The sequence below is a fragment of the Paenibacillus jepli genome (assembly GCF_047238105.1).
Lineage (GTDB): Bacteria > Bacillota > Bacilli > Paenibacillales > Paenibacillaceae > Paenibacillus_D.
On sequence record NZ_JBDFMD010000001.1, the window covers coordinates 5,340,073 to 5,362,839 of the forward strand.

Annotated in this window: 14 protein-coding genes; all 14 read left to right on the forward strand. The window is 58.7% G+C overall.

The genetic code is table 11. The features are described from left to right. Positions 1 to 28 precede the first annotated feature (28 nt). The 14 genes from ABC336_RS22740 (at position 29) to ABC336_RS22805 (ending at position 22,761) form a co-directional block, all read left to right on the forward strand. The gene (locus ABC336_RS22740) at positions 29 to 1,801 is read left to right on the forward strand and encodes an S-layer homology domain-containing protein (RefSeq protein ID WP_413240815.1); all 1,773 of its coding nucleotides are present in this window, start codon (positions 29 to 31) and stop codon (positions 1,799 to 1,801) included. 120 nt (positions 1,802 to 1,921) lie between these two features. Next, positions 1,922 to 3,286 carry a sulfatase family protein gene (locus tag ABC336_RS22745; protein WP_413240816.1) on the forward strand — a complete coding sequence of 455 codons (1,365 nt, stop codon included), beginning with the start codon at positions 1,922 to 1,924 and terminating at the stop codon, positions 3,284 to 3,286. A gap of 21 nt (positions 3,287 to 3,307) precedes the next feature. Then, positions 3,308 to 4,747, forward strand: a complete 1,440-nt coding sequence (locus tag ABC336_RS22750; protein WP_413240817.1) for a sulfatase-like hydrolase/transferase — start codon at positions 3,308 to 3,310, stop codon at positions 4,745 to 4,747. After that, positions 4,744 to 6,042, forward strand: a complete 1,299-nt coding sequence (locus ABC336_RS22755; protein ID WP_413240818.1) for an alpha-L-fucosidase — start codon at positions 4,744 to 4,746, stop codon at positions 6,040 to 6,042. Before ABC336_RS22750 ends, ABC336_RS22755 begins: the two co-directional genes overlap by 4 nt. A 157-nt stretch (positions 6,043 to 6,199) precedes the next feature. Then, on the forward strand, positions 6,200 to 7,711 hold the full coding sequence (locus ABC336_RS22760; RefSeq protein ID WP_413240819.1) for a sulfatase family protein: 1,512 nt from the start codon (positions 6,200 to 6,202) through the stop codon (positions 7,709 to 7,711). A gap of 54 nt (positions 7,712 to 7,765) precedes the next feature. Further along, positions 7,766 to 9,211, forward strand: a complete 1,446-nt coding sequence (locus ABC336_RS22765; protein ID WP_413240820.1) for a sulfatase family protein — start codon at positions 7,766 to 7,768, stop codon at positions 9,209 to 9,211. Positions 9,212 to 9,310: 99 nt separating this feature from the next. Next, on the forward strand, positions 9,311 to 11,950 hold the full coding sequence (locus tag ABC336_RS22770; RefSeq protein WP_413240821.1) for a beta-mannosidase: 2,640 nt from the start codon (positions 9,311 to 9,313) through the stop codon (positions 11,948 to 11,950). Then, the gene (locus ABC336_RS22775; RefSeq protein WP_413240822.1) at positions 11,925 to 13,343 is read left to right on the forward strand and encodes a sulfatase family protein; all 1,419 of its coding nucleotides are present in this window, start codon (positions 11,925 to 11,927) and stop codon (positions 13,341 to 13,343) included. Before ABC336_RS22770 ends, ABC336_RS22775 begins: the two co-directional genes overlap by 26 nt. Before the next feature lie 163 nt (positions 13,344 to 13,506). Then, positions 13,507 to 14,409, forward strand: a complete 903-nt coding sequence (locus tag ABC336_RS22780) for an ABC transporter permease (RefSeq protein ID WP_413240823.1) — start codon at positions 13,507 to 13,509, stop codon at positions 14,407 to 14,409. Position 14,410: 1 nt separating this feature from the next. Next, positions 14,411 to 15,277 carry a carbohydrate ABC transporter permease gene (locus ABC336_RS22785; RefSeq protein WP_413240824.1) on the forward strand — a complete coding sequence of 289 codons (867 nt, stop codon included), beginning with the start codon at positions 14,411 to 14,413 and terminating at the stop codon, positions 15,275 to 15,277. Between the two features lie 135 nt (positions 15,278 to 15,412). Next, positions 15,413 to 16,963, forward strand: coding sequence for an extracellular solute-binding protein (locus tag ABC336_RS22790; protein WP_413240825.1), 1,551 nt, complete (start codon positions 15,413 to 15,415; stop codon positions 16,961 to 16,963). Between the two features lie 99 nt (positions 16,964 to 17,062). After that, positions 17,063 to 21,016: a hypothetical protein gene (locus ABC336_RS22795; RefSeq protein WP_413240826.1), complete on the forward strand. Its 3,954-nt coding sequence runs from the start codon at positions 17,063 to 17,065 to the stop codon at positions 21,014 to 21,016. A gap of 78 nt (positions 21,017 to 21,094) precedes the next feature. Beyond that, positions 21,095 to 22,645 carry an S-layer homology domain-containing protein gene (locus ABC336_RS22800; protein WP_413240827.1) on the forward strand — a complete coding sequence of 517 codons (1,551 nt, stop codon included), beginning with the start codon at positions 21,095 to 21,097 and terminating at the stop codon, positions 22,643 to 22,645. Beyond that, a complete protein-coding gene (locus ABC336_RS22805; protein ID WP_413240828.1) occupies positions 22,594 to 22,761 on the forward strand; it encodes an S-layer homology domain-containing protein in 168 nt (55 codons plus the stop codon). The genes ABC336_RS22800 and ABC336_RS22805 overlap by 52 nt, the downstream gene beginning before the upstream one ends. Positions 22,762 to 22,767: the final 6 nt, after the last annotated feature.

Genomic DNA, 22,767 nt, shown 5'->3' on the forward strand with positions numbered 1-22,767 from the left:
GAACGATTGAGGGAGATGAGGCAAAAAGATGAGCAACCTGTTGCGAAAGAGCCGTTTGCTGCTGCTGGCGCTGTGTATCGCTTGCGCGATGCCGGTATATGCTGCGGCGGACGAGGACACGGCATTTGAGCTGAGAGGAGCCGCCACGACAGTGGCGGTAGGCGATACCGTCGAGCTTCGGCTGGGCGGGGCCCAGCTGCGGCAGCTGTATGCAATGGAGGCGACGCTCACATATGATGCGAGCGCGCTGGAGCTGACAGGCGTGGAGCAGTTGGTCGAGAACAGCTTTGCAGGCGAGTGGCAGAGCGCGAGCGGCGAGGCAAAGGTCTATATGACCAAGCTGGGCAGCCAGTCCGTGAGCGGTGAAGCGGAGCTGCTGATGATCCGCTTCAAGACGCTGCGGGCCGGTGAGAGCTCTGTACGGCTGGGCGCGGTGGAGACAGAGAGCGCGGATCGCACACGGAGCAGCTATAGCGGGGGCGGCTCATCCGTTGTGGTTCGGGCGACGAGCGGGGGAACGGGCGGCTGGCAGCCGCCTGCTCCGCCGCCGCAGCCCGCACCGGAGCCTGAGCCGGAGCCGGAACTGCCATCGGAGCTTGTGAGCAGCGTTGAAGGCGAAGGCGCGGCCGCTTACCGGTTGAACGCGGAGGCGTTCCGGCTGGCGCTGGCGATGCTCGCCGAGGCTTCGGGCAGCGGCCGGCTCGAGCTGCCGCTGACAAGCCACGCCGGCGATGCGAGCGTCAGTCTGTCGGCGCAGCTCAGCCTGCTGTCGGAAGCAGCAGAGGCGGCGCCCGATGCCGGACTGCGGCTGCTGGCGGATGACCGTCTGAGCTATGAGCTGCCGCTGCGGCTGTTTGATCCGGCTATGCTGGCGGAGCTCCTGCAGCTGAGCGAGGCCGTGCTGGCGCAGGCGGATCTGACGATCATGCTCGGACCAGCAGAGCTGCCTGCCGGGATCCGCGCCAGTCATCGGCTGGCAAGCGAAGCCTATGCCTTCACGATCGTGGTGCGCGAAGCATCCGGCAGGGAGCATGTGCTGGAGCAGTTCGGCAGCTTGTATGCCGAACGGGGGATCGTGCTCGAGACGGCTGTGAATCCCGGCAGCGCCGGCGGTGTCGTCTATGACCCGGCGTCGATGGAGCTGCAGTTTGTGCCGACGGTGTTTGTACAGGAAGGCGAGCGGCAAGTAGCCGTGCTCAAGCGCAACAGCAACAGCGTCTATGCGGTAATCGACGATTCGCGTTCGTTCGCCGATGTCAGCGGTCACTGGGCGGCGGAGGAGATCGAAACGCTGGCCGCCAAGCTGCTGCTGCGCGGCCGGAGCGCCGATGTCTTCGCGCCGGGCGAGAGCGTCACCCGGGCAGAGTTCGCCGCCTTGCTGGTGCGAGGCTTTGGGCTGCAGCCGCTCGCAGGCGAGGCCCGGTTCAGCGATACGGCTCCGGGCGCATGGTATACAGCCAGTGTGGCCGCTGCAGTCGAGGCCGGGTATGTGAATGGCTATCCGGACGGCACATTCCGGCCCCAGGCGCCGATCACGCGCGAGCAGATGGCGCTGATGCTGGAGCGTGCGATCACGGTGTACGGAGCTGCGGACGTCCTCCCCGGCGAGGGCTCGCTGGCGGCATTTGCCGATCGGGGCGAGGTCAGTGCCTGGGCGGAGTCGGCTGTCTCCCGGATGATTGCCGGCGGTCTGATCCAGGGCGTCTCTGAGCAGCGCATCGCCCCGCAGGCGCTGACGACGCGCGCGCAGGCTGCGGTCCTGCTCGCCCGCGTGCTGCGTGCAGCCGAGTTGATCTCTTGACCGGCAAGTAGTCATCAAAGTGCCATCAAAGTTGTGAATCTCGCCTCGTTCGGGGCTCTGGAGAGCCGTTATAATGGACGTGTTGAATGACGCGACAAGCGGCAAAGGAGTGTCCGGTACATGAGCAAGCAGCAACCTAACATAATCGTCTTCTTCACGGATCAGCAGCGATGGGATACGACCGGGCTACACGGCAACCCGCTCGGTCTGACGCCCAATCTGGATCGTATGGCGGCCGGCGGCGTGCATGCGCCCTACGCCTTTACCTGCCAGCCGGTCTGCGGTCCGGCCCGCGCCTGCATGCAGACGGGCCTGTACGGGACCGCTAACGGCAGCTACCGGAACGGCATCCCGCTGTCCCCGGAGCTGCCGACGCTGGCCCACTATTTCAATGATGCCGGCTATGATACCGCCTATATCGGCAAGTGGCACCTGGCGGAGACCGGCATACAGCCGGTCCCCGAGCCGCTGCGGGGCGGTTACCGCTATTGGCTGGCCTCCGACACGCTGGAGCATACGTCGGATGCGTACCGGACGCGGCTGTTCGACAACGACAATCAGCCGGTCGATCTGCCGGGCTACCGGGTCGACGCCTGCGCCGATGCCGCGATCCGATACGTGGACAGCCGGCGGGACGCAGCGGAGCCATTCTTCCTGTTCCTGTCCTTCCTGGAGCCGCATCATCAGAACCATCGCGACGATTATCCTGCTCCCGATGTCTATAGAGGACGCTACACCAGCGCTTATGTGCCGCCTGATCTGGCGGCGCTGGGCGGTACGGCGCATCAGCATCTGGACGGGTATTACGGCATGGTCAAGCGGCTGGATGAAGCGCTCGGCCGCCTGCTCGATGCGCTCAAGAGCCTTGGCATGCTAGACAATACGGTGGTGCTGTTCACCTCCGATCACGGCTGCCACTTCAAGACGCGCAACGGCGAATACAAGCGCTCGGCGCATGAGAGCTCGATCCGCGTGCCGCTGGCCGTCTCCGGCGGGAGCTTCCGGGGCGGCGGACGGCTGGATGAGCTCGTCAGCCTGATCGATATCCCGCCGACGCTGCTCGATGCCGCCGGCATCCCGGTGCCGCCACAGATGCAAGGCCGCTCGATGCTGCCGCTGCTGCGGGGCGGCGAAGGGACGGTGGACTGGCCCGAGGAAGTGTTTGTCCAGATCAGCGAATCCCAGGTCGGGCGCGCCGTCCGGACCAAACGATGGAAATACGGAGTTACGGCGGCTGATAAGCACCCGGTAAACGACAGCGGCTCGGATCGCTATGAAGAGCAGTATCTGTATGATCTCGAGGCCGATCCCTATGAGCTGGTCAATCTGATCAACCGCGAGTCGCACCGGGAGGTGGCCAAAGTCATGAAGAGCCGCCTGCTCCGGCGCATGACCGAAGCCGGCGAGTCCGCGCCTGTCATTGCCGATTGCGAAGAGCGGGTCGCTGATTATCGGGCCATCACCCAGGAAGACATCTACCAGTAACTCCGGAAACGAGGCGAAGCTATGAAATCCAAGAAACCGAACATCCTGCTGTTTATGACCGACCAGCAGCATGTCGAGACGGTCGGCAAGAGCAAGCTGTGCCGGACGCCGAGAATCGACGCGCTGATGGAGCAGTCGGTGGTGTTCTCCAATGCATATACCAATTGTCCGATGTGCACGCCGGCCCGGACGTCAGCGATGACCGGCCTGCATCCGCATCAGCACCTGATCATCCAGAATGCGCACTCCAAGATGGCGTTCCGCAACAAGCTGGACCCGGAGGTGGACACCATCGGCGATGCCATGCAGGAGCAGGGCTATACGACGGTGCAGGCGGGCAAATGGCATATCGGCGATTCGCAGCCGCAGGAGCATGGCTTCCGGCACAGGCTGCAGCTGCGCTCCGGGCCGCAGGACACGGGACGAACAGACCGGATCCTGCTGCAGGACCGCTATGGCGAGCACACGATCGCCTCCACGCAGAGCTTCCCGGCAGGGGAGAGCGAGGTGTTCCGCCTGGCGGAGTCGGTCAACGACTGGCTGGACGGCTATGCGGACGAGGCGGCAGGAGAAGGAGAGAAGCAGCCGTTCTTCATGTTTGCCTCCTGTATCGAGCCCCATGTGCCATGGAACGTCCCGGAGCCGTATGCATCCATGTACGACCCGGCGGAGCTGGAGGAGTGGGACAATTACCGCGACGATTACGCCGGCAAGCCGATGACGTTCGCCAAGCACTACTACGACGTCAATTTCCTGCGCATCCGCAACGACTGGCCGATGATGGCCAAGGCGCTGGCCAAGTACTACGGGATGGTCACGATGATCGACGACGCGTTCGGCCTGATCCTGGATAAGCTGGAGGCGCGCGGCCTGCTGGACGATACGATCATCCTCTTCACCAGCGATCACGGCGAGATGATGGGCCGCCACGGCCTGATCGGCAAAAACGAGCTGCTGCAGGACGATCTGATCCGGATTCCGTTCTTAGCCTATGCCAAGGGGCAGTTCCCGCCTCGCACGGTGCCGCATCCGCTGCTGTTGACCGATCTGTTCAACACGATACTGGAGCTTGCGGGCGGAGCTGCCCGCGAGCAGCTCGACAGCCTGAGCTTTGCACCGCTTCTGAGGGGCGGGGATCAGCCGCCCCGCGCAGAAGTGGTCATGCAGCATCACGGGGCGACGATCAATCTGAATGTCATCCGCGGCATTCGGACCGAACGCTACAAGTATGTGTTCCGTCCGCATGAGATCGACGAGTTCTATGATCTGGCAGAGGACCCTTGGGAGCGCAACAACCGGATCGGCGATCCACAGGTCCGCGAGGTCATCTGGGAGCTGAGAGAGCGGCTGCTGGCCTGGGCGAAGCGCACAGCGGACTTTGCCCATGATGGGATGCAGCGTTCATTTGCCAATCCCGAAGCGATCGAGTTTCAAACGGAAGGAAGGTTGGTAGCAGAATGATGCAGCAATGGTTCAGAGATGCCAAGCTCGGCATCTCGTTGCACTGGGGAATCTATGCGGTGAAGGGTGTCCCGGAGTCGTGGTCGTTCTTCAACGGCAAGCTGACTTATGAAGAATATATGGCGCAATGCGAAGGCTTCACGGCCAGCCGGTACGATCCGGCTGCCTGGGCCGAGCTGTTCGCCAAGGCCGGAGCGAGGTATGCGGTGCTGACGGCCAAGCACCACGACGGGGTAGCGATGTGGGACACGGATGTGAGCGAGCTGAGCGTCGTCAAGCAGACGCCGGCGGCCCGCGATCTGATCGGCCCCTACTGCGAGGCGATGCGGCGCCAGGGACTCAAGGTCGGCTTGTACTTCTCGCATCTGGACTGGTCGCATCCGGACTATCCGTCCATCTACAATCCGAACCAGCTGAAGCAGATGGCGCAAGGGACGTTCAAGCCGAATCCCTATGTCACGCCGGCGGATGGGGCCATGCATATGGACAGATGGGAATCGTTCCTGCGCTTCCACCGGGCGCAGCTGAAGGAGCTGATGACCCGCTACGGTCCGATCGACACGCTGACCTTCGACGGCGACTGGGAGCGCTCGAGCGAGCAATGGCGGATGGCCGAGCTCCGGGAGCAGCTGCATGAGTGGAACCCGGAGGTTGTGCTGAACTCCAGGATGTGCGGCATGGGCGACTTCGAGACGCCGGAGCAAGGGATCCCGATCATCCCGGCTGCGAAGGAATGGGAATTCTGGTTCACGGTCAACGATTCGTGGGGCTATCAGCCGCATGATCAGAATTACAAATCCACCCGCCAGATCATCCGCATGTTCGCGGACTGCATCGGCATGGGCGGCAATGTGCTGATCAATGTAGCTCCGCTGGAAGACGGTACGATCGATCCCGAGCAGGAGAAGCGTCTGCTGGAGCTCGGAGCGTGGATCGAGCCCCGTCAGGAGGCGATCTACGGTACGGTGGCAGGTCTGCCGCTCGGCCACTTCGGCGGCGCTTCGACGCTGTCGAAGGACCGGACGGTGCTGTACTTGTTCTACTATGACCGACCGCTCGAAGCACTGCCGCTAAAGGGCCTGTACAATGAGGTGCGCAGCATCCAGGTGCTCGGGAGCGGGCGCGAGCTGAGCTGGCAGAAGATCGGCGGCGCGCCGTGGCTGAACATCCCCGGCATCCTGTGGATCGATCTGCCGGAGGACGCCTGCGACGACCGGGCGACCGTCCTGCGGGTAGAGCTCGAAGGCGAGCTGAAGCTGTACACCGGGGCTGGCGAAGCGATAAGCGTCAACTGAGCTTTTGTATTTCAAGAGTTTTGAAGCAGGGGGGTATGCTCCCCTGCTTTTTCTATGATCTGCGGTGCTGCACATCTGAATATCGTCCATGGCAAAGGGGACGGGGGGAAATCTATAATGAAAATAACCTGACACCAGCGACGAAGGGAGAATCAGCATGTCAACGAACCAACCCTTAAACCTATTGATGATTATAACGGACCAGCAGAGGGCCGATTCGATCCAGGCTTACGGCAACCCGCTGGTCCATACGCCTCATCTGGACCGGCTGGCTGCCTCCGGCATCCGCTATGATCGCGCTTACTGCGAAAGTCCGGAGTGCTGCCCGGCCCGCTCGATGATCTTCAGCGGCCAATGGGGCCATCAGACGGGCAATCTGGGCAACGGCTTCGTCAGGAAGCTGGACGCTACCTTGGCCGACAAGCTTAATGAAGCGGGCTACTGGACCGAATATGCCGGCAAGATGCATGCCTATCCGAAGGAGAATACCTGGGGCTTCCAAAAGGTGCACCGTTCGGAGGAGTGCTGGCCGCCGGAGGAGGATGACTTTGCGAAGTACATTGCCGATCAGGGGCTGGATTGGGTCTATGAGCCGAGCGGCATCCGTCACGAGTATTACTATGTCCCTCAGGCATCGCAGGTGCCGGACCGGCATCATAACACGACCTGGGTCGGCAACCGGACGGTGGAATTTCTGGAGCATGCTTCCGCCGAGCAGCCGTGGTGCTTCGTGGCGTCGTTCATCAAGCCGCATCCGCCGTTTGATCCGACTACGCCATATCTGAACCTGTACGATCCGGCGGACATGCCGCTTCCCGTCCGGACAGCTGCCGACAGGGACGGGATGTGGCCGCTGCAGCAGGCTCAGAACTATGCCAAGTGGACCGAGCAGACGGACGATAATATGGCCCGGCTGATCAAGGCGGCTTACTACGCTTCGGTTACCCAGATCGATACGCAGATCGGCCGGATTCTGGATAGACTGGAGGAGCAGGGCCTGCGGGAGAACACGCTGATCCTGTTCGTGTCCGATCACGGTGAGATGCTGGGCGACCACTATCAGTGGGGGAAGCGCTCGTACTATAACGGCTCGAGCCGTATCCCGTTCCTGCTCTCCTGCCCGGGCCGGCTGCCCGAGGGCGTGGTCAGCGAGGACCTGATCGGCCATCGCGATATCGCGCCGACGCTGCTCGATGCGGCCGGCCTGACGATCAATCCCGAGGCATGGGCAGGCGACAGCCTGCTGCCCAGGGCGACAGGACGCACAGACTATCCGTGGCGGGAAGTGACGTTCGGCGAGCTGATGACGGACACCTATCATCTGATGGAGAGCGGGGAGAGGGAGAAGCTCGCTTCTATCTATATGGTCGCCGACAGACGGTGGAAGTATATCTATTCGCCCAATGGCGGGACGGAGCATCTGTTTGATCTCGATCAGGATCCGGATGAACTGAACAGTCTGCATCACGAGCCCGCTGCTGCAGATGTCAAGCAGCGGCTGCGCAGCGAGCTGGTGCAATTTTACCGGAGCGTGGGCTTCTCTCCGGCACTGAATGAGGCGGGCACTGACCTGCAGCGTGTTCCTTTGACCGAGGTGCCGACGATGCGCAACCGTCAATACTCGCCTTATGATCCCCATCACCTGGAGCGCAGAAGCGGACGTAACTGAGGGAGGAGACGGGCCTGGAAGCAGGCCCGTCCAGATCGAAAGGGAGGCTGCACGATGAGCAAACCGAATATATTATGGTTCTGTACAGACCAGCAGCGATACGACACGATCCATGCACTGGGCAATGCAAGCATCCGTACGCCGGCTCTGGACGCGTTATGCGCCAGAGGCGTCGCCTTTACCCGCACGTACTGCCAGAGCCCGGTATGTACGCCGAGCCGGGCGAGCTTCCTGACGGGCCTGCACCCGAGCTCCATCCATGTCAACCGCAATGGCAACGGTTACTTTCCTGACGGTGTCCCGCTCGTGACGACGCGGCTGGCGCAGGCGGGCTATTATGGCGGCTTGATCGGCAAGCTCCATCTGGCCTCGGGTTATGACGGCGTGGAAGCGAGACGCGATGACGGGTATACCGAGTTTTATTACAGCCATAGTCCGGTTGCCGGATTCGGCAAGGGCAGCGATTACCTCGATTGGGTCGTCGAGCAGGGAAGTCACCCCGACGAGATCTTCGAGACAGGCAAGGACGGACAGTACACGCGATACAGACACGACATGCCGGAGCATCTCCATCAGAGTGTCTGGTGCGCCGAGCGGGCCAGATCGTTCATCGCTTCCCGCCAGTCTGAGCCTGGGCCCTGGATGCTCAGCATCAATACCTTCGATCCGCATCCGCCCTTTGACGCTCCCGCTGCTTATGAAGCAAGATATGACGAGAAGGAGCTTCCCGGCCCGCTTTTCGGACCGGACGATTTGCAGCAGCAGGAGCGGCTTCGGAAGGCGTACCACGGCTGCAAGCATCCAAAGGCGCCGGACGGAGAGACCAGACGCATGATGGCATCCTACTACGGCATGATCGAATTGATCGATGCGCAATTTGGCCGGATCGTGGATACGCTGGAGAAGACGGGGCAACTGGACAATACGATCATCATTTTCATGTCCGATCACGGCGAGATGCTGGGGGACCATGGACTCAGCCAGAAGGGCTGCCGCTTCTATGAGGGCGCCGTACGCGTACCCTTGATCGTCTCCTGGCCCGGCGGCGGCGTCCGCAAGGGAGAGGTGAACGACCAACTGATGGCTTTGCTGGATATTGCGCCGACGCTGTGCGAGCTTACAGGTGTGGAGTCCGGCCTTATGCATGGCCGCTCTTTTGCTTCCCTGCTGACGCAGCCCAGGGAGGAGCAGTCGGTCCACCGCACGTCGGTCCGGTCGGAATACTATGATGCGGTGACGGAGCGCGACGAGCGAGGGGAAATCGCGGAGACCAAGACTCCGAGTCTGGCCACGATGTTCTGTGACGGCCGCTACAAGCTGACCGTCTATCACCATATCGACGAGGGCGAGCTCTACGATCTGGAGACAGATCCGGGAGAGTTCGACAATCTGTGGAACAAGCCGGCTTATCTGGAGCTGCAGACGACACTGCTGAAGCGGAGCTTCGACGAGAGCATGGTCATCATGGACCAAGGGCCCCCCAAGGTGCATCCTTATTAGCTTGCACAGGAGAAAAAGCTATGGTAGGATAAGGTTACGAAAGACTTTCGTTAAATTAAGATTTGCTATCATACCTACGGACAAAAGGGAGAATTATGAATGTCAATCTATGAAGAGTTAACTGGCGGCTGGGAGCTGGCATGGACGGAGCCCGGCGAGCGCCCCGACAACAGTGAATGGATCGAAGCGGCCGTTCCGGGCGAGGTCCATCTGGATCTGTTCAAGGCAGGCATTATCCCCGATCCTTACTATGGCACTAACTTTTTCAAATGCATGTGGATGGAGAAGACAGACTTCTGGTACCGCAAATCGTTCGAGGTGCCGGCGGAATACAGCGGCAAGCAGCTGATCCTGGAATTCAAGGGGCTGGATAACTTCGCCGATATCTGGCTCGATGAGCAGCATATTGCCTCGACGCGCAACATGTTCGTCGCGCATGAATTCGATCTGACCTCCAGGCTGCGGCCGGGCCACAGCCATGAGCTGCTGATCCGGCTGTCAGGGCCTATCAGCTATGTGAACAAGAACAATTATCCCGAGCTGCCGATGGATGTGTCGACGATCCCCTCCATCTTCAATATGCCGTGGCGTCATTACAGCCGCAAGATGCAGATGAGCTACGGCTGGGACAATGTGCCGCGCTTGCCCACCACCGGCATCTTCAGACCTGTCCTGCTGAAGGCCGTGAATCGCTGCCGGATCAAGGATGTCCATCTGAGCTGCGAGCTGCAGGGCGACTCTGCAAACGTATACACGGCAGTGGAGCTGCAGCGCTATGCTGCTGCTGCCGGTCTCCAGCTCCGGTATGAAGTGAGGGATCAGGAAGGGAACCTTGTGCTGGAGAGGGAGACGGCCGTTGCTGACAATCATGCAACGGATAGCGGGTGTATCGCAAAGGAAACGCTGACGATCAATCAGCCGAGGCTGTGGTGGCCGCATCAGCTGGGAGAGCCGCATCTGTACACAGTATCGGTATCGGTATGGCAGGAGGGGCAGCAGCTCGATGTGTCCCGGCAGCGTTACGGGCTGCGGACCATCCGCGTTATCACGGAGCCGGCCCAGGAGCGCGAGGTGACGTATCGTGTCGGCAGACCGGGCGGCAAGCCTACCCTGGAGATGGACGGCGGCGATGCGGGCGCCTGGTCCCGCGTGCCGCTGGATGAGCCGCAGACGGAGCAGGTGTCGCCTTTCCGGTTCGAGGTCAACGGGCAGCCGATTTTTATCAAAGGCGTCAACTGGCAGCCGGCGGATTGCTTTCTCCCTCAGGTTACGAAGCAGAAGTATGAGGTGCTGCTCCGGCGGGTGAAGGAAGCGAATCTCAACATGGTGCGCATCTGGGGCGGGGGAATCGTCGAGGACGACTATTTCTACGATCTGTGCGATGAACTCGGATTGCTCCTGTGGCAGGACTTCTTCTTCGCCTGTGCGATCTACCCGCAGGAGGACTGGTTCGCACGCGAGATCGAAGCCGAGGCAAGATACGTGATCAAGAAGCTGCGCAACCGCACGTCTCTGGCGATCTGGTGCGGGGATAACGAGGGCGATATGTTCAATACGGATCAGGGCAAGGATCCGGTCGCGGCGAACCGGCTGACCCATGCCGTCATCCCCGGCTTGCTGGAGCAGCTGGACCCGGCACGCTATTATCATCCGAGCAGCCCGTCCGGCGGCCGCTACCCGCGCAGCCCGTGGGCAGGCGACAAGCGGAACTGGGGCGCCTTCTATCCCAAAAACTTCTACGATCATATCCGCAACGACGAAGGGCGCTTCATCAGTGAAGGCGGCTCCTATTCGTTGCCTGGCATGCGCACGATCGAGATGTCGATCCCCGAGGAGCAGCGCTGGCCGGTCGAGACGTCAGAGGCCTGGTATTATCATCTGGGCAATGTGCCGGGACATCACCGCGGCTTCGAGACGAAGATGAGCGAATATGTCCGGGCCTACTTCGGAGAGCCGAAGGATCTGCCGGATTATATCTGGCTCAGCCAGTATGCGCAGGCGAATGGCTACAAGGCGTTCGCGGAGAACTTCCGCCGGCGCAAGTATGAATGCGACGGATTCCAGATCTGGAAGTATTGCGATACCTGGCCCTCGGGTGAGATGACGGTGGTCGATTATTGCCTGGAGAACAAAGTAAGCTACTATTATTTGAAACGGGCCTGCGAGCCGCTCATCGCTTCGTTCAAGTATGTGGAGGACGGGTTTGAATACTGGATTGTTAACGATACGCTGCAAGAATGGCAAGGCACATTGCAGGTGTCGGCGGTCAACCTGATGACGGGGCAAGCTCATCTGCTGATGGAGACAGCGGCTTCGGCGGCTGCGGACAGCTCGACCTGCTTCGGCAAGGCTTCATGGACAGACCTGCAGGCTTACGATACGAAACGCTATGCCCTCGTGGCGAGACTGGAGGCAGGCGGCAAGGTCATCACACGCAATATTCAATTTATCGACGATTCGCTCAAGGATCTGGTCATTCCGGAGCCTGCAGCAGATTATGATGTGAAGCTGGCAGGGACAGCCTGGCAGATTACCGTGCGAGCCCACACTTTTATCCGGGATGTAGGCGTCACGATGGAACAAAGCGATCCGGCCCTGCTGACCTACTCAGACAATCACTTTGCCATGCTGCCGGGAGAGGAAGTCACAGTGACGGTGACAGGCGCGCAGTCCGGCGACCGGCCGCAGATTCAGCTAAGGGGTGCAGCGGGACATGAACGTATTGCTCATCACGCCTGATCAGTGGCGGGCCGATGCGCTCGGCTGCAGCGGGCATCGGATCGTAAAGACGCCGCATCTGGATGCGCTAGCCGGGGAGAGCCTGCGCTTCGAGCAATGCCACGTCCATAACTGGGTATGCGCGCCCTCGCGGGCCACGATTGTTACAGGGGCTCATCCCTCGGTGCATGGGGTGTTGTTCAACGATATGGATACCGATCTGCGGTTGACGCCGGTGCCGGAGCTGTTCCGGCAAGCCGGCTATCGCACCGGGCATGTCGGCAAATGGCACCACTATCCGAAGGGAGAGCGCTTCGGCTTCGAGACGATCCTGGCGCATGAGGGCTATCGCGATTACCTGGCAGCGCAAGGTCTGGATCCTGACCTCGGCGAGGAGTACAAGGCGGATTGGACGAGGCAGTTCTCGACCTGGATCTCTCCGGTACCAGAAGAACACTATTTGACCGTCTATGAGACGGATCGGGCCATCGCGTATATCGATGAGCCTTCGGATCAGCCCTTCTTCCTGTGGTTGTCCTATGAGAAACCGCATCCGCCCTACAATCCGCCGGAGAGCTACGCAGACATGTATGACCCGGCAGCGCTGCCGCTGCCGGCCGGTTGGGAGGGATTGCGCGAAGGCGTGGCGCCGCATAAACGCGAAGATTCGGCCGAGCATTGGCGGACCGGCGTGCGGACGGACGAGATGAGCGATGCGGATATCAGACGGACAACCGCCTATTATTACGCATCCATGAGCCTGGTAGACGCCCAGATCGGACGTTTGCTGCAGCATCTGGAGCAGCGCGGGCTAAGAGAGGACACCCTGATTGTGTTTACCTCGGATCACGGGGAGATGATGGGAGATCACAGGCTCTTGAACAAAGGTCCTTATCCTTATGATGCGCTAACCCGTGTGCCGCTCATTATCCATGATCCGGGGAAGAGCATGGCAGGACATGTCGAGTCCAGACTCGTAAGTCAGATGGATGTCATCGCTACGCTGCTGTCGGCAGCAGGCATCGCCAAGCCGCCCCACGCAGAGGGAAGCTGTCTCCTTACAGCGGTTAGGCGAAGCGGACCGATTGTGGATGGCGTCTCCGGCCATCATTACGGACCGCACTACAACGTAAATATCCGCACGTGGCGGACGGAGCGATATCGGTACACGATGTATCAGTATTACGGCGCCGCACGCGAGCAGGATATTGTGGAAGAGCTTTTTGACAGGAGCAATGATCCCCATGAGCTGCACAATGTCGCCCGCCAGGAAGCTTATGCGGATATCGTAGGCGAGCTCCGCTTGCAGCTGCTTAGCGATACCATCAGACGGGAGCAGCAGCATTCGGCGGTGCGCGAGATCCGGGAACGGATGGGTAAAAGGGAAAATCGCGCGATCGGCAAAAACTTTTAGCTGCCGGATCTAGGATTGTTTTTCCGGGCAGATTATGCTACTATAGCATTAACGAAAGTCTTTCGTAATTTTTAGTTTAGATGTGAAATGAAGGCGTTATCAAAAGGCAATGCGACCTGCGATGTTATCCGTTTTAAGGGTCGGCGATCAGGAGGATAGGGCTATGGAGTGGAGGAAACAGTTAAGGCGCGGCATTCCGATGTACATCATGATTTTGCCGGGGCTGTTGTTTTTCGTAATTTTCAAGTATGTTCCGATGTTTGGGATTATTGTTGCATTCAAGGAGTACAACCCGTTTGCGGGATTTTGGGGAAGTGAATGGGTTGGACTGGATCATTTTGTCCGGCTGTTCTCGGAGGTCAGGTTTGTCACGCTGCTGAGAAACACTTTGATCCTCTCTCTGTTGGATATTCTCTTTTATTTTCCGGCACCGATCCTGCTTGCGCTGATGCTTAACGAGGTCCGGCTGCGCTGGTATAAAAGCGCGATTCAGACGATCGCCTATGCGCCTCATTTTATCTCCTGGGTAGTTATTGTTGGGATCACAATCACTCTGTTCTCTGCACAGGACGGCTCGGTGAATATTATGCTGGATCGCCTGGGCTTTGACCGGATCGAGCTGATGACGGATCCCGCCTACTTTCGTCCTTTATGGGTGATACACAATATCTGGAACGGTACAGGCTGGGGAGCGATCATCTTCCTTGCCGCCATGGCCTCCATCGACCCGACGCTTTACGAGTCTGCACGTGTGGACGGCGCCGGCCGGTTCAAGCAGATCTGGCATATTACCTTACCAGGTATTATGAACGTCGTCATCATCTTGTTCATTCTGCGCCTGGGGAACTTCATGGATATCGGCTTCGAGCATATCTATCTGCTCCAGAACTCGCTCAATATGAATGTCTCCGATGTGTTTGACACTTACGTCTATCGTACCGGTCTGCTGCGCGGTGAATTCAGCTACTCGACGGCAGTCGGACTGTTCAAATCGCTGATTGGTATTGTTCTGGTTCTCGGAGCCAACAGACTGGCCAAGAAGCTCGGTCAGGAAGGGGTGTTCTAGGATGAATCAGAACGCGAAGGATAAAGCATTTGATTACGCAATCATAATCATATTACTGGTGTTCGGCCTGCTCATTCTGTTGCCCTTGCTCTATGTCATCTTCAGCTCATTTGCTACGAAGCAGGAGATCAACACCCGGGGGTTCTTTATCTTCCCGAATGTGTGGACACTGGACTCTTACCGCTTCCTGTTCTCCCACAACGGGTTTGTAACCGCTTATAAGAATGCCGTGATCATCACGGTCGTCGGCACGGCAATCAATATAGTGCTTACCTCGCTGATGGCTTACGGACTGTCCAAGCGCTGGCTTATCGGCCGCAGCACGATCAGCTTCATGGTCGTATTTACGATGCTGTTCTCGGGGGGCATGATCCCGACCTACCTCGTCGTCTACAGTCTAGGACTGATCAACAGCTACTGGTCGATCTGGCTCGTCAATGCGATTCTATCGTTTAATCTGATCGTGATGCGCAGCTTCTTCCAGAACATTCCCGTGGAGCTGGAGGAATCGGCCCGGATCGACGGCAGCGGCGAGTGGCGGCTGCTCGTCCAGATCATCCTGCCGCTGTCGATGCCGGCGATTGCGACCTTTACCCTGTTCTATCTCGTCTTCCAGTGGAACACGTACTTTACGGCGATCCTGTACCTCAACGATACCCGGATGTACCCGCTGCAGGTGTTTCTGAGACAGATACTCGTCGGCGCGGATATTCTGATGCAGACGACAGGCACGGAATCCGAGTACGAGTACAGCCCGGCTGTCCGCAACGCCTCGATTTTCTTAACTGCGCTGCCGCTTCTCATTATTTATCCGTTCATGCAAAAGCACTTCAATAAAGGGATGCTGCTCGGTTCGGTTAAGGGTTAAGCTGCTCATGAAGGGGCAGCAAGCCTGAATGGCACGTTATTCTGACTGGGAGGTGGGGAGAACGCTTGTAGGATTGAACGATGGATGTGTGCAAAGCGTTTGGTGTACCAATCAACTGAGGAGGGGCTAGTCGAAATGAAATCCATGAAACTTACGGTCTTGTTGATCATGATCTGCAGCCTGCTGATCGCCTGTACGAACAGTAACACGAATGGGGAGACGCCGGGCAGCGGCAATAGTCCGTCAGAGGAGACGCCGGCCAATGATCCGGCCGTCATCGATGACGGTACGGAAACGCTGGACATCCGCATCATGACGCCGGCATGGGGCGGTGGCGGGATGGAGGATGACCACCCGGTGCTGCTCAAGCTGGAAGAGGAGCTGAATATTAATCTGGACATCGAGTGGGCGCCGGCTCCAGAGTATAGAGAGAAAACGAGCGTGCTCGCGGCATCGAACAATTTCCCGGATGTCTATGTTATTGATTTCAATGATTTTCTGAAATATCGCGACCAGGGCATCTTCCTGGATGTGAAGCCGCTGCTCGATCAATATCCGAATCTGCAACAGAATTCGAGCGAGGAGTACCTGCAGATCGGCAACCCGGCGGATCATTATTACGGTCTGACCTGGTATGTCCATCCGACGCGCGACTCGATTGTGATTCGTCAGGACTGGCTTGATCACCTGGGCCTGCAAATGCCGGACACGATTGATGAGTTCTATGAGGTGGCGAAGGCGTTTGCACTGCAGGACCCGAATCAGAGTGGTCAAAACGACACGGTCGGCTTCAGCTTCTCCGTGGATCCGAACACAGCAACCTTCCAGGCGATTCCGTATATTGAAGGAGCGTTTGGCCTGGCCAACGGCTGGAAGGATATCGACGGCGAGCTCGTTCCGAAGCAGGTGCAGACGGAAGAACTGAAGGCGTTTATCGGTTTCCTCAGGAAGGCTTATGAAGAAGGCGTGCTGGACAAGGATTTTGCGGTTCTGAAGCGCAATGAGCTGGCCGAGAAATTCAGATCGAACAAGCTCGGGATCGGTGCTGCCCGTCCTGAGGTTGCGGATACAACCTTTATCAAGCCGCTGACGGACCTGGTGCCGGAGGCGACGATCACGCAGATGGTGCCTCCTGCAGGACCTAATGGCGACCGGGCCTCCGAGACGTTCTCGCCCGCAGACCGCAAGGTCGTCATCAACGCCAAGATCGATGAGAAGAAGCAGCACCGGATTCTGAGACTGCTCGATTATATGGTCTCTGAGGAAGGCGCAGATATGCTGAAGCACGGCATTGAGGATATCCATTATACGAAAGTGTCGGACGATGTCTACGAGAAGCTCCCGGCTTACGATGAAGAGCGGCCGCAGCTGTTTGGCGAATGGTTCTTCAAGCCGGAAGGCGTGGGTTTCTGGAAGTGGGATTCAGAGGAGCTCGTAGAGAAAGCGAACTCCTGGTATGAGGTGAACGCTGCCTACGAATGGCAGAATGAAGGGCTGGGCCTGATCTCGGAGACGAATAACCGGGCCGGGGCGGAGATCAATACCGTATTCATGCAAACGATGATCGAAATCATCGTCGGCAGGCAGCCGCTGGACGCTGTCGAACAGGCCGTGGCGACCTGGAAGAGCAATGGCGGGGATCAGATCATCCAGGAAATGAATGAAGCGTATGCGGAATTGAAATAAGGGTAATCAAGTCAGGATTGAAGCGAGACGGACACCAGGGATGCAGACAAACGCCAGGTGTCCGTTTCATTTGAAAGCTATATTCGGAAGGAGTTTATTATGAAAAAACGAACAAGCCTGCTGGTTAAGCTGGGTGTGTCCTTACTGTCTTTAAGCTTGGTCTTGCAAGCGTTATCATGGGCGGGGGGCGAGACGCCCGCCGCGTATGCTGCTGAAGGGGTGACGATCGGCTTCGAAGCATCGGAAGGGTATGTGGTCGGGGATGTCAACGGACAGCCTCCCACTGGCGGCGGAACCAAATGGTCATCCAATGCGCCTGCCGGCACCTCGATGTTCGAGGTCGTAGAGGGCATAGGCCCAGGGGGAGGCCGGGCCATCGTGGCGCCTGTAGTGAACCCTGCATTGACGAACAATCGGACGCTCCTGTATAACCCGACAGCTGCTGAGCTGGGAGCGGATTCCCTTCAGCACATCAAGCTGGGTTACAGCTTCGATCTGATGGCGAACTTCACGCCTGATCCGCCATCGTTTTCCAATATTTGGACAATAGGACTCGGGACCGCAGCGAACACGACCGATATGGCAGCACGAATCCAAGTAAGAGGCAACGGAAAGATGGTCTATAGCTATGATGATTCAAATACAGGCTTGATCGTCAAGAAGGAGGATGGCTCGGATCTGGTTCTGGAGGAAGGACAATGGGTAACGATCCAGGGGCAGCTGGACTTTGTGAGCAAGACCTATACGCTTGAAGTGAACGGCGTCACGCAATTGAATTCGATGGAAGGCGAGGAGATAGGCTTTCGGGCAGCTTCGCTTGATGCCTTTCACAGCCTGATGCTTCGCAATGTGGTAGCGGGATCCAATTCGCTATATCAATCTATTGGGATTGATAACGTCAGCTTGATGAATCTGACTGAGGATCCTGGCGGAGAAGAGCCTGGAGAACGAACGGCCAAGTGGCATCAGGTGTCCCTGCGCACCGCGTGGGAGCGAGATCAGCAGTTAACAGGCGGCGACGGTTCTCAGGTGCCTCGGTATATGGTGTTTTCTCCGAAAAACAATTATGAAACCGTGTTCATGGGTGTGGATACAGCCGGGCTGTACCGGAGCGATGATGGCGGCGCCTCCTGGACCTCCAAGATGGAGGGGATCGACGCTTTTTATGTCAAGACGATTGCTGTCGATCCGGGCAACGAGGATGTCGTCTATGCCTTTGTAGGCGGCAACCCGACCTTCAACTCACTGGCGAAGGGACTCTACCTAAGCGAGGACAACGGCGAAAGCTGGGTGAAGGTGGAGCACTTCCGCTCACAGCAGCCGCCTGCCAATGCCCGCTTGATTGGCGTATTCCCCGACAATCACAATCCGACCCTGGATCGCGCCAATGAGCTGCTGGTAGGGAGCCATGACGGATTGTATAAGACGAATGATGGAGGGGCGACCTTCGTCCAGAAGGGGCAATCGACGGTGAGCGGTTATGTCACCAGTATCCTCATCGATCCTGTCGATCCCGATGTCGTCTATGCCGCAACGAATCAAGGCCTATACAGGAGTGTTGACCGCGGGGAGACTTTTGCTTCCTATACCGCGGGCCTGCCTTCGCCTTTGGCTGTGGCAGCCATGGCGATCGATCCGGATGGGACGATTGTATATGCTATCGTGAACAGCAAGCAGGTGTACCGCAATGTCCAGAATTCCGGTTGGACGGCTGTCACAGCGGGCCTGCCGACGCCTGCGGCACTCAACAACGGGACCTTCTACGATATTCAAGTCCATCCGGCAGACGGCAGTCATCTCATGCTTGGACTCTCCCGCATAGGGGCCCAGGGGAATTTCTATCACAGTAACGATTATGGTCAGAGCTGGACAAGAATTTATCATACCAACGATCCGAATCGGTTCGCAGGCTCAACCGCCAATCCCGAGCATGCTTTTGCTCCGGATCCCACGGATAAGGATACGTGGCTGAAGCCGTTTAATCTGGGCACCATCTACAAGACGATCGACTCCGGTCAGACCTGGGAGTGGAGCAGCGAGAACTACGGCGGAGCACGCTTCAGACGATTGGTTACGAATCCGCACGACCCCAACCACATGGTCATTACGACCATCGATCTGGGTCCGAGAGTAACCTTTGACGGCGGCCAGTCGTTCGAGCAGGCGAGTGCGGTCCGCAATACCCGCCTGGACGGCATGGGCGGCATCATGATCAGCGAGCCGGGCCAGACCGATTCGGCTACTGTCTATGCCGGCATCGGCATGCACAGTCCGGTTCATGAAGGCGACCTCCAGGTCAGCACGGATGGCGGTCGTCAGTACTCCGTCGTCCCGGGTACAAACGGCAAGCAAAAAACCAAAATTACCATCCATCCGCAGGATAATGATTACATTTACGCGGGTGACGTGATCAGTACGGACGGCGGCGACACCTGGAGCAACATCTCCCGGTATGTCTCGGCAAGTCTGCCCGGTACCTTCAATCAAACCAATCCGTACGCGAACCCGCAAGAGAGCTATGACTTTGGCTCCGTGCCTGTCAGAATCTCGTCCAATCTGAGTATCGGCAACGTGCAGGGCACGACCGTCACGTACCGTCTCGCAGACGATGACGGCAACGAGGTCGCAGTCTGGCTCAAGCGGGAAGGCGCACAGACACAGATTTATTACCGGATCATCGATGGCTCCTATGACAGCGGCGAACAGCTCCACACAGCAGTAAACACTGCGACATCGCTTATGATGGATGTATCGCCAGCCTATCTGCGGATCAAATCGACAGGCGATGCGAGGATGGTGCCTCACTCTTTTGAGAACACCGACAACTACAAGCTCACTGTAACTGTAGATCATCCGGATACAGCCGTGCAGGCTTCTGCGACGGGGTTGAATGTCGAGACCTCTGTCGTTCAGATCGTCGGCGCAGACCCGGTGGATCCGGAGAAGCTGTATTTGTTCGACGGGTTGAATGTGTACCGCTCGGAGGATGCGGGTGAATCGCTGGCATTGGTCAACACGCTGCCGGATGCCGATCCGGTCAATCTCCATCGCAACTTCATCATGTCTCCATCGCTGTCGGCAGACGGCGAGACGATGTACATTGGCTTCATCGACGGCGTATATCTGTATGATACCGCCACGAATACCTTCGATTTCAAAACGTACGCTGACGGATTCGTACCGAATGTGGACGGGACGCTTCATTTGAACAGTCTCTTGATTGATCCCAGCGATCCGGACACGATCTACGCCGGCGATCTCAACTTGACGGGCGGCAACGGTGCCGGCGTATTCGTCAGCCGGGATGCAGGCGGTACATGGGCGCCGATGGATCAGACGGGCTTCTTCGGCACCAAGCGGATCTGGGGGCTGGGCACGGACGGATACGGACAGCTTTGGGCATTTACGGATCAGGGCCCATTCTGGTACGGGGACCTGCAGTTGCCAGGCGCGCCGGAGCAGGTAACGGCAGTCCAATCAGCAGAAGGAATCGAACTTGAGTGGGCGGCCGCCGAGGAGGCCTTCACCTACCAGGTGAAGCGCAGCACGTCTGCAACCGGTCCTTTCGAGGTGATCCAGGGCGGCGTCAACGGCACGAGCTACCTGGATGAGAGCGCTTTGCCGGACACGACCTATTACTATACTGTCTCGGGAGGCAATCTGGTCGGCGAAGGGCCGGCGTCAGCAGTTGTGGAAAGCTCAGCGGGCACGGGGGAGCCGGTCGACCCGTTGTACCCGTTGACGATTGAAGCCGACCAGGGGCTATCGAGATTGCAAGGCATCGGTGCTTCGGTTCGCGTGATGCCGACAGCAGGCGCAGCCGGACATGACGGAAGCGAGGTGATACTGTTCCAGCTGATGAAGAACAACACACCGGTAAGCTATGTCGCGTTAACGAAAGACTTTACGCAAGATGAAGTGGTTAGTGGGTATTTTGATGTGGGGGATCCGGAAAACGTGGACTATACCGTTCATGTGTTGGCGCTGGATACGTTGACTGGCTTCGAGTCCGGCATGCCCGTTCCCTTGTCGGACAAAATCGTCCTCGATTGACTGTCGGGTCTGGAGGGTCCGGCTTAGACCGGTCCCGCCCGGACCGACCAAAGTAAGTTTCATGTGGAAAGCGAGGAAATGGGATTGAAAAAAGCCATGTTGAGTGTCGTGCTGGCGGCTGTATGGCTGCTTAGCCTTGCGCCTGGATCGTGGGCGGCAGAGCATGCTGTCCGTCTCGAGCCCATTGCTGCCAAGCAGCCGGGGGAACGGTTGACGATCAAAGGGGAGACGGGACTGGAAGTCCTGGTGCTGCAGATCTTGAGGCCTAATCAGACGATTCTATGGACAGACACGGTATCTCGTCAGGAATTGGTGAACGGGCAAACATTGACCCTGCCGTTGGATGCGCCAGCCGGCACCTATACCGTGCTGGCTGGCGCCGGCGAGGTGAAAGCTTCGGTCACGTTCGAAGTCGCAGCGGATCGCGCTCCCGGACCTATCGGGTATCTGCCTCCGGCACCGGCCAATGAGAACCCGCCTGGGGTGCCGGGCAGACTGCATGACAGTGCAATGACCTTGCAGTGGACGGAGCACACGCAGGGCGTCCAGAGCCTGCGAGCCATAGTGGAGGAGGAGGGACTGACGGACGCCCTGAGAGAGCTTGCCCCGCTAGAGGACAAGCGGCTGTTGATTGAGCTGGACAATGAGGGCGCTGCAGTTGAGCTCGTGCTTCCGATCATGCCATTTGCCGCGCTGGATCAGGAGCTGTCCGAAGCTGTATTGCTGATCATCCTCGATAGCGTGCGCTATGAGCTGCCGGTCGCAGCCATGGATCTGAGCGGACTGGAGGCACATTGGCGCCTGCTCGTGAGCATCGGACCACCGGATGCCCCGATGCAGCGGCAGCTTGAAACGGCACTGGCCCAAGCGAATGCAGTCGAGCTAGTGCAAGCGGTCAGCTTTCGTATCCAGGTAGATACAGGCGATGCGAAGAGAGAGATGTCACTAAGAAGCGGCATGTACATCCCCCGCGAGCTGCTGCTCCCGGAAGGCTCGTCACTTGAACATGCGACTGGCGCCTGGCTGGACGCGGCTTCAGGCGAGCTGCGGTTCGTACCTGCGCGCATCGAATCCGGTGCCGGCGCAAGCTGGGCCAGGCTGATGCGACAGGGCAACAGCGTGTATACGGTAGTAGAGCTGCATAAAGCCTTCGCTGATCTTGACGGTCACTGGGCCCGTCCGCAAGTCGAACGGCTGGCCTCGATGCTCATCCTGAAGGGGCAGAGCGAACACGCGTATGTACCTGCCGCATCGGTTACCCGTGCCGAGTTCGCCTCCATGCTGGTCCGCGCCTTGGGCTTGAACGAGCAGATGGCAGAGGGTGGAGCTGAGCGTTTCAGCGATGTGCGTTCTGGCGCCTGGTACGAAGCGGCGCTTGCGGCAGCTGGATCGGCCGGATTGGTGCAAGGGTATGAGGACGGTACGTTCCGGCCAGCTGCGACGATCAGCAGGGAACAGATGGCCGTCATGCTGATCCGGGCTATACGATATGCGGAGCGGGCTTGGGCAGCGAGCTGCCGGCGGTTGATGTGGCAGCTGGATCGGCCAGGCTTGCGGTATACGAAGATATCGAAGCGATGGCGCCATGGGCGAACGAGGCGATCGCCGAAGCGGTGCAACGCGGACTGATGAACGGTGTGAGCGGCGAGAGGTATGATCCCAAGGGTGAGACGACAAGAGCCCAGGCCGCGGTTGCGCTGTATCGCATGCTCGACCAGTGGGCTCTGATTCATGATTCCAGATAAGGGAGA